11 protein-coding genes are annotated in these 13,336 nt (G+C 70.2%); 1 reads left to right on the top strand and 10 read right to left on the bottom strand.

What is annotated here, in order from left to right; translation table 11 throughout:
* Positions 1-45: 45 nt before the first annotated feature.
* The 3 genes from infB to nusA all read right to left on the bottom strand — a co-directional run bounded on the left by infB (position 46) and on the right by nusA (position 4,191).
* On the bottom strand, positions 46-2,838 hold the full coding sequence (infB, locus tag EEJ31_RS06925; RefSeq protein WP_123045569.1) for a translation initiation factor IF-2: 2,793 nt from the start codon (positions 2,836-2,838) through the stop codon (positions 46-48).
* A gap of 76 nt (positions 2,839-2,914) precedes the next feature.
* Complete coding sequence (locus EEJ31_RS06920; RefSeq protein WP_123045568.1) at positions 2,915-3,172, bottom strand: YlxR family protein; 258 nt, start codon at positions 3,170-3,172, stop codon at positions 2,915-2,917.
* Positions 3,173-3,180: 8 nt separating this feature from the next.
* Positions 3,181-4,191, bottom strand: coding sequence for a transcription termination factor NusA (nusA, locus tag EEJ31_RS06915; RefSeq protein WP_123045567.1), 1,011 nt, complete (start codon positions 4,189-4,191; stop codon positions 3,181-3,183).
* A 108-nt stretch (positions 4,192-4,299) separates the two neighbouring features.
* Here nusA and EEJ31_RS06910 point away from each other — a divergent pair, with 108 nt between their 5' ends.
* Positions 4,300-5,127, top strand: a complete 828-nt coding sequence (locus EEJ31_RS06910) for a DUF1206 domain-containing protein (RefSeq protein ID WP_233563773.1) — start codon at positions 4,300-4,302, stop codon at positions 5,125-5,127.
* Positions 5,128-5,207: 80 nt separating this feature from the next.
* On the opposite strand, the gene EEJ31_RS06905 is transcribed toward EEJ31_RS06910, so the two are convergent.
* The 7 genes from EEJ31_RS06905 to EEJ31_RS06875 form a co-directional block, all read right to left on the bottom strand.
* On the bottom strand, positions 5,208-6,971 hold the full coding sequence (locus EEJ31_RS06905) for a proline--tRNA ligase (protein WP_123045566.1): 1,764 nt from the start codon (positions 6,969-6,971) through the stop codon (positions 5,208-5,210).
* Positions 6,972-7,018: 47 nt separating this feature from the next.
* Positions 7,019-7,966, bottom strand: a complete 948-nt coding sequence (pip, locus tag EEJ31_RS06900; protein WP_233563772.1) for a prolyl aminopeptidase — start codon at positions 7,964-7,966, stop codon at positions 7,019-7,021.
* Positions 7,967-8,083: 117 nt separating this feature from the next.
* Positions 8,084-9,244, bottom strand: coding sequence for a flavodoxin-dependent (E)-4-hydroxy-3-methylbut-2-enyl-diphosphate synthase (gene ispG / locus EEJ31_RS06895; protein WP_199727297.1), 1,161 nt, complete (start codon positions 9,242-9,244; stop codon positions 8,084-8,086).
* 136 nt (positions 9,245-9,380) lie between these two features.
* Positions 9,381-9,671, bottom strand: a complete 291-nt coding sequence (locus EEJ31_RS06890) for an SHOCT domain-containing protein (protein ID WP_199727296.1) — start codon at positions 9,669-9,671, stop codon at positions 9,381-9,383.
* Positions 9,672-9,894: 223 nt separating this feature from the next.
* Positions 9,895-10,554 carry a response regulator gene (locus EEJ31_RS06885; RefSeq protein ID WP_123045563.1) on the bottom strand — a complete coding sequence of 220 codons (660 nt, stop codon included), beginning with the start codon at positions 10,552-10,554 and terminating at the stop codon, positions 9,895-9,897.
* Positions 10,551-11,762, bottom strand: a complete 1,212-nt coding sequence (locus tag EEJ31_RS06880) for a sensor histidine kinase (protein ID WP_199727295.1) — start codon at positions 11,760-11,762, stop codon at positions 10,551-10,553. Before EEJ31_RS06880 ends, EEJ31_RS06885 begins: the two co-directional genes overlap by 4 nt.
* Before the next feature lie 86 nt (positions 11,763-11,848).
* Positions 11,849-13,225: a M50 family metallopeptidase gene (locus tag EEJ31_RS06875; protein ID WP_199727294.1), complete on the bottom strand. Its 1,377-nt coding sequence runs from the start codon at positions 13,223-13,225 to the stop codon at positions 11,849-11,851.
* Positions 13,226-13,336: the final 111 nt, after the last annotated feature.

Raw genomic sequence — 13,336 nt, 5'->3', positions numbered from 1 at the left:
CGCGAGCGCCGTGCCGAATGCCCCATTCGCCGCGACCAACAAGAGCTAGCCTCGCGGCTTCTCCTTCATTTCGATCGTCTCGATCTCGTCGCCGATCTGGATGTCGTTGAACTTGCCGAGGCCGATACCGGCTTCGAAGTCCGTGCGCACCTCGGTGACGTCGTCCTTGAAGCGGCGCAGCGACTCGATCGCGAGGTTGTCGCCGACCACCACGCCGTCGCGGATGACGCGCGCCTTGGCGTTCCTGGTGATCGTTCCCGACCGCACCACGACACCGGCGATGTTGCCGAACTTGGAGGAGCGGAACACCTCGCGGATCTCGGCGACACCGCTCTGCACCTCTTCGAACTCCGGCTTGAGCATGCCCGTGAGCGAGTTCTCGATGTCCTCGAGCGCCGAGTAGATGACCGAGTAGAAACGGATGTCGACGCCTTCGCGCGCAGCCCGCTCCCTGGCCTTCGTGTCTGGGCGCACGTTGAACCCGATGATGATGGCGTTGTCGACGGTGGCGAGGTTGACGTCGCTCTCCGTGACCGCACCCACACCGCGGTGGATGATGCGCAGCTGCACCGACTCGTCGACCTCGATCTTGAGCAGCGACTCCTCGAGCGCCTCGACGGCACCGGAGACGTCACCCTTGATGATGAGGTTGAGCGACTCGACCTTGCCCTCTTCGAGTGCGCGGGTGAAGTCTTCGAGGCTGATGCGCTTGCGGGCCTTGGCCAGCAGGGCGTTGCGCTCGGCGGCTTCACGCTTCTCGGCGATCTGGCGGGCGGTGCGGTCCTCCTCGGTGACGAGGAAGGTGTCACCGGCGCGCGGGACGCTGGAGAGACCCTGCACCTGCACCGGACGGGACGGGAACGCCTCGAGAACGGCAACGCCGTTCTCGTCGGACATGGCACGAACGCGGCCGTACGCCGTTCCCGCGACGATCGCGTCGCCGACGCGCAGCGTACCGGACTGGATGAGCACGGTCGCGACGGCACCGCGGCCCTTGTCAAGGCGGGCCTCGATGGCCACGCCGCGCGCATCCTTGTCGGGGTTCGCCCGCATGTCGAGCGCGGCGTCGGCGGTGAGCAGCACGGCGTCGAGGAGGTCCTGGATGCCGATGTTGTTCAGTGCTGACACGTCGACGAACATGACGTCGCCGCCGTATTCCTCGGCGACGAGGCCGAACTCGGTGAGCTGCTGGCGCACCTTCTGCGGGTTGGCGCCGGGCTTGTCGATCTTGTTGACCGCGACCACGATCGGCACGTTGGCCGCCTGGGCGTGGTTCAGCGCCTCCACGGTCTGAGGCATGATGCCGTCATCCGCTGCGACCACGAGGATCGCGATGTCGGTCACCTGCGCACCACGGGCACGCATGGCGGTGAACGCCTCGTGGCCCGGGGTGTCGATGAAGGTGATCGGCCGGTCGATGCCCTCGTGCTCGGCGACGACCTGGTAGGCGCCGATGTGCTGCGTGATGCCGCCGGCCTCACCCGCCACGACGTTCGCATTGCGGATGGCGTCGAGCAGGCGGGTCTTACCGTGGTCGACGTGGCCCATGACCGTGACGACGGGAGGCCGCGCCTGCAGCTCTTCGTCGGTCTCCTCGTCGAGTTCCTCGTCGAGGTCGATGTCGAACCCGAGCAGGAGCTCGCGGTCCTCGTCTTCCGGCGACACCATCTGGATCTTGTAGCCGAGCTCTTCACCGAGGATGGCGAAGGTCGCCTCGTCGAGCGACTCGGTCGCGGTCGCCATCTCACCGAGGTGGAACAGCACGGTGACCAGGTTGCCGGGACTCGCGTCGATCTTGTCGGCGAAGTCGGTGATTGAGGCACCGCGACGCAGGCGCACGACCGTGTCGCCGTTGCCGCGGGGAACGCTTACGCCGCCCAGCGACGGAGCCTCGCGCAGCTCGAATTCCTGCCTCTTCGTGCGCTTCGACTTGCGGGCCTTGCTCTTGCCGCCGCCGCGGCCGAAGGCGCCTGCGGTTCCGCCGCCGGGGCCACGGCCACGGCCGCCACCACCCGCGGGACGCGGGGCGCCGAATCCGGGGGTTCCGGCCGGGGCACCGGGGCGGTAGCTGGGGCGAGCCCCGCCGCCCTGGGCTGCGCCGCCGGGGCGCTGGAAGCCGGGACGCTGACCGAAGCCGGAGGGACGCTGGCCCTGGCCGGGTCCGCCCGGTCGGGGCGCGCCCGGACGCGGGGCAGCGGGACGCGGAATGTTGCCCGGGCTCGGCCGCTGGCCCATGCCCTGGGCGCTGGCGAACGGGTTGTTGCCCGGGCGCGGAGCCGAGGGGCGGCCCATGCCCTGGTTGCTGGCGAACGGGTTGTTGCCCGGACGCGCTGCCGGGCGCGGGATGCTTCCGCCGGGCTTGGGGCCTGCGGCGCTCGTGCCGGCGTCGGCGTCCGTGGCGGATGCGGCGGTGCCGGCATCCGTCGACGCGCCGGCCGCAGGTGTGGCGGCGGCCTTCTCAGCCGCAGCCTTCTCGGCGGCCGCGGCCTTCTCGGCCGCCTGCGCCTGGCGCTGGGCGACGGTGAGGGGCGCGGCGGGCACCGGGGCGCCGTCGGCGGGCTCGTGCGTTTCGGCGGCCGGTGCGGCCGGGGCCGGCTTCACCGGACCGGGACGAACGCCGGGCTTGGCCGCGGGGGCAGCCTTCGTGGGCGCTGCCGGGGCCGCGGCAGCCGGGGCGTCCGCCTGCAGGGCGGCACGCAGCCGACGGGCGACGGGGGGTTCAACGCTGGAGGACGGTCCCTTGACGAACTCGCCCATTTCCTTCAATTTCGCAAGGGCAACCTTGCTGTCGACGCCGAGCTCGCTTGCGATCTCGTGTACGCGTGGTTTCGCAGCCACAATTCTCCTGTTCCGGGCCTGCACCCGGAAAGGGGCAGACCGTTAGTAACGGACGGGTCTCATTTCGAGCCGCTCATTAGTTATCCATTAGCCAATTCAGCCTGTTCTCTAGTTGGGTCGTGTCCGGCTGGCCGGTCATACGAAGGGCGCGCCCGAAAGCGCGTCGCCGCACCGCATTCTGAAAGCACGAGGGAGTCGGATGCAACCACGCACCACGCCCGGGCAGTGTGGCAGTTTCATCTGCCTCGACGTGTGAGTCCCGGGCGACAACCCTCAGGAGCGAGGACCGCGGAGCGCAGAGACGGCATCCAATGCACGTTCTGACAGGTTCCATGGTACTCCCTATTCTGCGTCCTCCAGAATACTGTCAGGTTGGATGTCGATCTTGGCGCCCGTGAGCTTGGCCGCGAGGCGCGCGTTCTGGCCTTCCTTGCCGATCGCGAGCGACAGCTGGTAGTCGGGAACCAGCGCCCGCACGGCCTTGGTGGCCTCGTCGATCACGTACGAGCTGGTGACCCGGGCGGGCGACAGCGCGCTGGCGACGAACGTGGGCAGGTCGGTGGAGAAGTCGACGATATCGATCTTCTCGTTGCCGAGCTCGGCGGTGACGGCCCGCACGCGCTGGCCGAGCTCGCCGATGCAGGCGCCCTTGGCGTTCACGCCGGGTTCGGTGGCCCGCACGGCGATCTTCGTGCGGTGGCCCGCCTCGCGGGCCAGCGACACGATCTCGACGACGCCGCTGGCGATCTCCGGCACCTCGAGCGCGAACAGCTTGCGCACGAGTGAGGGGTGGGTGCGCGACACCGTGATCTGCGGCCCCTTGGTCCCCTTGCTCACGCTCGTCACGTAGACGCGGATGCGGGAGCCGTGGTCGTAGCTCTCCCCCGGCACCTGCTCCTCGGGCGGCAGGATGGCCTCGACGGTGCCGAGGTCGACGTGGATCATGCGCGGGTTCGGACCCTGCTGGATCACCCCGGCCACGATGTCTCCCTCGCGGCTGCGGAACTCACCCAGCACCGCGTCATCCGCCAGGTCGCGCAGGCGCTGGTTGATGACCTGCTTGGCCGCGAAGGCGGCGATGCGGCCGAAGTCACTCGGGTCGTCGACGGCCTCGCCGATGATGTTGCCCTCGTCGTCACGCTCGGGCACGTAGATCGACACGTGGCCGGTCTTGCGGTCGAGGTGCACGCGCGCGCCCGGCTCCTCGCCGGCGGCCTGCTTCATGTGCTCACCCGGGTGGATGTGCTTGAGATACGCGGTCAGGATCGCTTGCTCGATGATCTGCGCGAGTTCCTCGAAGGGGATCTCTTTCTCGCGCTCCATCAGCCGCAACATGCTGAGGTCGATGTCCATGGCCGGCCTCCTCTATTCAGATTGTGCCGCCCGTGAAAACGGCAGGGCGGATCACCCTCTACGGTACCCGATGGACCGGGCGCCGTGACACCGGGATACGCTGGGGCCGTGACAGGCGACGGCGGGTCGGTGAAGGAAGCGGCGCAGGACGCCGCCTCCACCGCGCAGGAGCAGACGCCGCTGCGCGCGCTGGCCCGAACGGGCTTCGCAGTGAGCGGCCTGCTGCACATCATCATCGGGGCGATCGCCGTCAGCGCGGCGGTCGGCGCGGGCGGCGGCGAGGCCGACCTCTCGGGGGCGCTGCACCAGGTGGCGAAGACGCCGGGCGGTGTCGTGGTGCTCTGGGCCGTGGTCGTGGGGCTTGTGGCGCTCGGCGCCTGGCAGTGCCTGCAGGCCATGCTCGCCCGCGCCGAGCACTGGCCACTCCGCTGGGCCCGGCGGATCAAGGAGGCCAGCAAGGCGATCGCCTACTTCGTCGTCGCCGGCACCGCGTTCCGGTTCGCGAGCGGCGGCGAGGCCAGCTCGTCCGACACGACGCGCGGCATTGTCCGCGCCCTGCTGTCGGCCCCGGGCGGCATGTTCCTGGTCATGGCCGTCGGCATCGTGATCGGCTCCATCGGCGGCGTCTTCGTCTTCCGCGGCGCCACGACCAGGATCACCAACGACCTGCGGATGCCCACGGGCGCCGCGGGGCTCGCCACGCTCGTCGTCGGCGTGGTCGGGTACATCGCCAAGGGGGCGGCACTCCTCGTGGTGGGCATCCTGTTCCTGCTCGGCGCGCTCACCTCGGATCCCGCCAAGGCGAGCGGGTTCGACACCGCGCTGAAGACGCTCGGCACCCTCCCCTTCGGCGACGCGATCCTCCTGGCCATGGGCGTCGGCGTGGTCACGTACGGCCTCTACCTGTGCGTGCGCACGCGTGTCGCCCGCCTCTGACCTCACGCTCCCGCACTCCCCTCCGCGACACGCCGGGCGCATCCTGAATGCGGTACAGCTCGGAGCAGAAGAGCGGCCGGTCAGGGCAGGCGGGAGGCGACCTCGGCGACGGGCAGGCTCGTGCGCTCCCCGGTGCGGCGATCCCAGAGCTCGACGACGCCGTCGGCGGCGCCCCGCCCGACGATGACGATCTGGGGCACGCCGATCAGCTCCGCGTCGCCGAACTTCACGCCCGGCGACACCTTGGGGCGGTCGTCGTAGAGCACCTCGCGGCCGGTCGCCTCGATCGCGGCCACGACGGATTCGGCGGTGTCGAACACGACCTGGTCGCGCCCGGTGGCGATGACGTGCACGTCGAAGGGCGCCACGGCCGGCGGCCAGACCAGTCCCTTCTCATCGCTGGTCAGCTCGGCGATGATCGCGAGGATGCGGGTGACGCCGATGCCGTACGAGCCCATGGTGACGGTGACGAGCTTGCCGTTCTCGTCGAGCACCTTGAGCCCGAGCGCTTCGGCGTACTTGCGGCCGAGCTGGAAGACGTGGCCGATCTCCATGCCGCGCGCGAGTTCGACGGGACCGGAGCCATCCGGTGCCGGGTCGCCGGCGAGCACCTCAGCGGCCTCGACGGTGCCGTCCGCCTGGAAGTCGCGCCCCGCGACGAGCCCGTACACGTGGTGACCGTGTTCGTTGGCGCCGGTGATCCATTCCGTGCCGTCGACGACGCGAGGGTCGAGCAGGTAACGGATGCCGGTGGCCGAGGTCTCGCCCAGCACCGCACCATCCGCAGACCACGGGCCGATGTATCCCTTGACCAGGCCGGGGTGCTTCGCAAAGTCCTCGTCGTTGGCCGCTTCGACCTCCGCCGGGGCGAAGGCCACCTCGACGCGCTTGAGGTCCACGTCACGGTCGCCGGGCAGGCCGACGACGACGAGCTCGCGGGATCCGTCGAGGCCGGTGAGGGCGAGCACGACGTTCTTGAGGGTGTCGGCCGCCGTCCAGTCACGCCCGTCGGGACGCGGCTGGTTCCGGTTGGCGCTGTCGACGAGCGTCTGGATGGTGGGGGTGTCGGGGGTCGGGAACACCTGGGCCGGCGGCAGGCCGTCCCAGCTCAGCGCCTCCGGAACGAGGGTGGTGAACGCCTCCACGTTCGCCGCGTACCCGCCCGCCGAACGCACGAAGGTGTCCTCTCCGACGGGCGTGGGGTGCAGGAACTCCTCGCTCCGCGACCCGCCCATGGCACCGGCATCCGCTTTCACGATCACGTACTCGAGACCCAGGCGGGTGAAGATGCGCTCGTAGGCGTCGCGTTGCGCCTCGTAGCTGGCGTCGAGGCCCGCGTCGGTGTAGTCGAAGGAGTAGGCGTCCTTCATGGTGAACTCGCGACCGCGCAGGAGGCCGGCGCGGGGGCGGGCCTCGTCGCGGTACTTGTCCTGGATCTGGTAGATCGACAGGGGCAGGTCCTTGTAGCTGTTGTAGAGGTCCTTCACGAGCAGGGTGAACACCTCCTCGTGGGTGGGCGCGAGCAGCATGTCGGACCCCTTGCGGTCCTGCAGGCGGAACAGGGCGTCGCCGTACTCGGCCCAGCGCCCGGAGACCTCGTAGGGCTCGCGCGGCAGCAGCGCCGGGAAGTGCACCTCGTGCGCGCCGGCGGCCGCCATCTCCTCGCGGACGACCTTCTCGATCTTTGCCTTCACCCGCAGCCCGATCGGCAGCCAGGCGAAGACGCCCGGCGCCTGCCGGCGGATATAGCCGGCCCGCACCAGGAGCCGGTGGCTGGTGACCTCCGCGTCGGAGGGGTCTTCGCGGAGCGTACGGAGGAAGTAGTTGGAGAGGCGTGTAGGCACCCCACTACTTTACGGTCCCGGCCGGGCGGCCCCTCCCGCCGCGTGGGTCACCGCAGCTGCCGGGCGAGTCCGGATGCCGCGAGCGACAGCGCCTCGAACATCCCGCCGCCGCCGTGTCCCTCGTCGTCGATCACGACGAGGCGGCTGCCGGGCCACTGCTTGTGCAGGTTCCAGGCGGTGGCCAGCGGCGAACTGATGTCGAGCCTGCCGTGGATGAGTACCACGGGGATGTGACGGATGCGCTCCAGGTTCGCCCAGATCCCACCAGCATCCGGGAAGCCGGAATGTGCGAAGTAGTGGATGACGAGGGTGGCGAAGAGAAGCCGGAACCCGGGGTCGTCGAACCGCGCACTCGGCTTGAACCCGTGCGCGAGCGACACGTGAACGTCTTCCCACGTGCACCAGGCGCGGGCGGCGCGCTCCCTGACGAACGGGTCCGGGTCGGTGATCCGCTCGTAGTACGCGTCGATGATCCGTTGCCCGGGCCGGGCCTGCGCTGCAGTGGCGAACTCGTCCCACTCCCGGGGGAAGATCCTGCCCACGCCCTCGGTGATCCACTCGACTTCCGCGGCGGTCGTGGTCGCGACGGCGGCCAGGACCATCGCCGTGACCCGGCGCGGGTGCGCCTCGGCATACGCGAGGGCGAGCGTCGAACCCCACGACAGGCCTGAGACCAGCCACGCGTCGACCCGCAGATGCTCGCGGAGCGCTTCGATGTCGGCGATCTGCTGTGCCGTCGTGTTCATCGGCAGGAGGGCTGGATCCTCGGAGGCCAGCGGGCGGCTTCGTCCGCAGCCGCGCTGGTCGAACGACACGATGAGGAATGTGCTCGGGTCGTAGAGCTGTCGGTACCAGCTGCCCGCACCCGATCCGGGACCGCCGTGCAGGTGGACGAGCGGCGTGCCGTCGGGGTTGCCGGATGTCTCCCAGTAGATCTCGTTTCCGCCGCTGACCGGAAGGCGGCCGGAGGCGATGGGTTCATGGGCGGGGAACACGCTCACGAGGCTAGCGGCCGGGAGCCGTCATCCGCTCACCGCGCGCACCGTCTGAAAGTGCTCGACGGCGGGAAACGGGGCATGGTCCGTAATTTTCTCAGCGGATGCGGCTGCGCCTCAGTTCGCGCCGACGGTGACGACCGGCTCGCCGACGCTCGTGTCGCCGGCCGGCATCTCGGCGGCGATGCGGTTGGCCTCCTCGATGAGGGTGGCCACGATCTCCGACTCCGGCACGGTCTTGATGACCTCGCCCTTGACGAAGATCTGGCCCTTGCCGTTGCCGCTCGCCACACCGAGATCGGCCTCACGGGCTTCGCCGGGGCCGTTGACGACGCATCCCATCACGGCGACGCGCAGCGGCACGGTCATGCCCTCCAGGCCGTCGGTCACGTCGTTGGCGAGCTTGTACACGTCGACCTGCGCGCGGCCGCAGCTGGGGCAGGAGACGATCTCGAGCTTGCGCTCGCGCAGGTTCAGCGACTGCAGGATCTGCAGGCCCACCTTGACCTCCTCGGCCGGCGGCGCCGACAGCGAGACGCGGATGGTGTCGCCGATGCCCTCGGAGAGCAGGATGCCGAACGCCGTCGCGCTCTTGATCGTGCCCTGGAACGCCGGGCCCGCCTCGGTCACGCCGAGGTGCAGCGGCCAGTCGCCGCGCTCGGCGAGCTGCCGGTACGCCTTCACCATCACGATGGGGTCGTTGTGCTTGACCGAGATCTTGAAGTCGTGGAAGTCGTGCTCCTCGAACAGGCTGGCCTCCCACACGGCGCTCTCCACGAGCGCCTCCGGGGTGGGCTTGCCGTACTTCGCGAGCAGGCTCGGCTCCAGCGAGCCGGCGTTGACGCCGATACGGAGCGACACCCCGGCGGCCTTGGCGGCGGCCGCGATCTTTCCCACCTGGTCGTCGAACTTGCGGATGTTCCCCGGGTTCACCCGCACGCCGGCGCACCCGGCGTCGATGGCCGCGAACACGTAGTTGGGCTGGAAGTGGATGTCGGCGATCACCGGGATCTGGCTCTTCTTGGCGATGATCGGCAGGGCCTCGGCGTCGTCGCGGCTCGGCACGGCGACACGCACGATGTCACACCCGGATGCCGTGAGCTCGGCGATCTGCTGCAGGGTCGCGTTGATGTTCGTGGTCGGGGTCGTGGTCATCGACTGCACGCTCACGGGCGCGTTGCCGCCGACCAGGACCTTGCCGACCCGGATCTGCCGGGACTTGCGGCGGGGAGCGAGGACCTCGGGGACTTTCGGCATCCCCAGATTGATTGCTGGCACGCCGCTAGCTTACGCGGCCAGCTCGAAAGCATCCTGAGCGCCGGCACCGCCGAGACGCACAGCTCCGGTCGAGGCGGACAGGCGCGCCTGTCCGCCTGGACCGGAACCGGCCGTCTCGGCGAAGCGGGCAGCGCTGCTACCGGCGGTCGGGACGGTTCGCGCGCAGCACCTCGAGCCGTGCCCGGTACTCGACCTCGTCGATGTCGCCCTGCGCGAAGCGCTCGGCGAGGGTGCCTTCTGCGCGTGCCGCCGGGGCCTGCCAGCCGCCCGGGTGGTCCGCCCAGCCGTGCCGCCAGCGGCGCGAGAACACGGCGAAGAGAACGATGAGCAGAATGATCCAGAACAGCGGGATCAGCAGGAACCAGCCGGGGCCGCCGCCCCAACCCGCGTGGGTCATGAAAGCGGCGGCCAGGGATGTGGGAAGCATGGGAAGTCCAATCTGAGGGAGCGGATGATGATGCTTCCAGCGTCCTCGTTCGCCGCCCCGGCCGAATCCGCCCGCGGGAGGCATTCCCCGTACTCCCCCGGGAGCACACGGCATCGCGTCCGCCGGTGCGGCCCACTTGTCGCCCCAGCGCAACTCGCACGACAGAAAGCCCGCACTCGCGCACATGGGATGCCGGCAACGGACATGGGATGCCGGCAAACGGTCAGGGAGCGCGGCCGATGAGACCGGTCTCGTGGGCGATGATCGCCAGGTGCACGCGATCCCTCGCGGTGAGTTTCGCCATGATGCGGGAGACGTGCGTCTTGGCGGTGAGAGGGCTCAGGTACAGGCGGCCGGCGATCTCCGCGTTCGTGAGGCCGCGCCCGACGAGGGCGAGCACCTCGCGTTCGCGGGCGGTGAGCACGTCGAGCCGCGCGGCATCCGTTGCCACCGGGGCGGAACCGGACAGCTGCGCGAGCAGCCGTCCCGTGACGCTCGGTGAGAGCAGGCCCTCCCCCGCTGCCACGACCCGCACCGCCCGGATCAGCTCAGCCGGCTCGGTGTCCTTCACCAGGAAGCCGCTGGCCCCGGCGCGGACTGCCCGGGCCACGTATTCATCGAGCTCGAACGTCGTGACCACGACGATGCGCGTGGCTGCCAGGGCCGGGTCGCCGACGATCTGCTCGGTCGCCCAGAGGCCGTCGCCGTCGGGCATGCGGATGTCCATCAGCACGACGTCGGGAGCCAGCCGGGTGGCGGCCGCGACGGCGTCCGTTCCCGTCGCGGCCTCGGCGACGACCGCGATGTCGGGTTCGGAGTCCAGCAGCGCCCGGAAGCCGGCCCGAATCAACCGCTGGTCGTCGGCGATCACGACCCGGATCATGACGGCGCCGAGGGGCGGACGACAGGCAGCGGGATCCTCGCCTCGATCTGGAACGACCCGTCGGCGAGCCGGCCGACGCGGAGCGACCCGCCGAGCAGCTCGGCCCGCTCGCGCATGCCGAGCAGGCCGCCGCCGGGCACCACCGCGCGGGGCACGGCGTCCTCCCCGTCGTTCGTCACGGTGAGCAGGTAGCTGTCGCGGTCGAAGCCGAGATAAACGGATGCCGCGCGCGGGTGAGCGTGCCGCAGCACGTTGGTGAGGGCCTCCTGGCAGATCCGGTACAGCGCGAGCTGCACCGACGCGGGCGCCGCGCCTTCGACCTCGAGCGCGCTCACGAAGGTCAGGTCCATGCCCTGCGCGCGGAACGAGTCGGCCAGCGCCGGGAGGGCGGCGAAGTCGGGCTCGGGGGTGAGGGGCGCCCCCTCGGCCGCCCCGGACGCCGGCGGTTCCGCGCGAAGGATGCCGAGCACGTGGCGCACCTCGTCGAGGGCGTTCTTGCTGGCGTCCTTGATGTTGCCGAGCGCCTCGGCCGCCTTCTCCGGCTGGCTTTCCAGCAGGTGCAGGCCCACGCCCGCCTGCACGTTGATCATCGACAGGGAGTGCGCGAGCACGTCGTGCAGCTCCCGGGCGATGCGCACCCGCTCGCGCTGCTCGGCCGTCGTCCGCTGCTCGTCGGCCCGGCGCCGGAATTCGCTGATGCGTTCGCGCCGGCCGCGGATGCCCTCGCCGAGGGCCATCATCGCGGCGAGGAAGAGGGTGGTGGCGGCCACCCGGAACGGGTGCAGGCTGACGCCGGCCACGGCGGCGACGGTCAGGGTGGCGATCCAGGCGACGCCGACCGACGCGTAGACCCAGAGGCGGGCGCCGCGCACGATGCCGAGCACGATCGCGAACGCCAGGGCGACGTTGGGAACGCCGATGTCGGGGCGGAGGAGCACGAGTGCGCCGGCGACGGCGGCCGTGAACGCGACGACGGGACCGGGAAACCGTCGGGCGGCGATGAGCGCCAAGGGCCCGGCGAGCGCGAGCAGCAGCGCCAGCGGGCTGCCGGTGGCACGGTGCCAGCCGAGAACGGCGACCGGCGGCACCTGCACCAGGAAGGACACCACGACCGGCAGCCACAGTCGCACTCCGGGCGGCATGCCGCGGAACGGGGCGTCGGGCGCGCGGCGCGGCCACGCGGCGTCCCTGTCCCAGTGCGGCGGCATATGTCGATGCTACGACCCGCGTCGAGCCCCTGGGCCGAACGGGTTGGGCCGAAGGGGTTCAGCCGAACGGGTTGGGCCGAAGGGGCTCAGCCGAACAGGTTGACGGGCTTGACGATGTCGGCGTAGACGAGGAGCAGGCTCATGGCGCCGAGCACGATGACCACGGCGAAGGTGAGGGGCATGAGCTTGGCGATGTCGACCGGGCCTGGATCGGGCCGGCCGAACAGCCGGGCGACGAAGCGACGCAGGCCCTCCCACAGCGCGCCGGCCACATGGCCGCCGTCGAGCGGCATGAGCGGCACGAGGTTGAACACGAACAGCGCAATGTTCAGCGAGGCGAGGAGCCCGAGCAGGCTGGCGACCTTGCTGGCGACCGGGATCGCGTCGATGCTCGCGATCTCCCCGGCCACGCGGCCCACGCCCACGACGCTGATCGGGCCGTTCGGGTCGCGCTCCCCCGGTCCGAACGCCGCGTTGGCGACGTCGACGAGCCGCTGCGGAAGGTGGGCGATCATGTGCACGACGGCGCCGATGTTCTCACCAACGGCGGGCAGCACGGCGGATGCCGGCTGGCGCACGAGCTGGCCGGCCGGGCCGATTCCCACGAAACCGACGGATTCGACGGCCGGCTTGCCCGCGGCATCCGTCACCTGCGTGCCGTCGGCGTCATAGATGTAGCGCTCGGTCAGTCGCGGCGTGACCGTGAGGTTCTGCCGGGTGCCGTCGCGCTCGACGACCACGTTCAGCGGCGTGCCCGCCGAGGTGCGGATGATCTCCGTCGACTCGTCCCAGCTGGAGATCGCGTTGCCGTTGATGCTCACAAGCCGGTCGCCGGGGCGAAGGCCGGCAGCCGCGCCCGGCGCCGCCTCGTCGTCGGCGGCGCAGCTGGTGCGCTGGCTGGTGGCGGGCAGCACGCAGCTGGAGACACTGCCGATGGTCGTGGAAGGCTGGGCGACGCCGAAGCCCATGAGCAGGATCGCGAACAGCACCACCGCGATCACCAGGTTCATGGCGGGGCCGCCGAGCATGATGATGATCCGCTTGAACACCGGCAGCCGGTAGAACGCCCGGTGGTCCTCGCCGTGGCCGATGGTGTCGGCGCTGGCCTGTCGCGCCTCTTCGACCATGGTCGCCATCCGGCCGGGCTTGCGCTGTGGTTCGCCCTCCTGCACCAGGGTCTGGAAGAAACCGGTGCTGGCGCCGCGCACCTGCCCGTCCTCCCCGGGCGGGAACATGCCGATCATCGAGATGTAGCCGCCCATGGGGATGGCCTTCACGCCGTATTCGGTCTCGCCCTTGCGCTTCGACCACAGCGTCGGGCCGAAGCCGATCATGTACTGGGTGACCTTGACGCCGAACAGTTTGGCGGGCACGAGGTGGCCGATCTCGTGCAGGCCGATCGACAGGGCAAGGCCGACAACGACCACGGCGACGCCCAGAATGAACAGCAGCACGGTTTCCACAGACACAGATTAGTCGCGGCTAGCTGCAAAGCCGCTGGTCGTCCCCAGCTTGCTGTGGTTTGCTGGAAGCGAGAATCCACCCGGGAGGATCCCCTGACCGACACAAACACC

This window comes from Cryobacterium tepidiphilum, assembly GCF_003716325.1.
GTDB classification, from domain to species: domain Bacteria; phylum Actinomycetota; class Actinomycetes; order Actinomycetales; family Microbacteriaceae; genus Cryobacterium; species Cryobacterium tepidiphilum.
The sequence above is the reverse complement of the archived record's forward strand: the minus strand, read 5'-3'. Positions and strand labels throughout refer to the sequence as shown.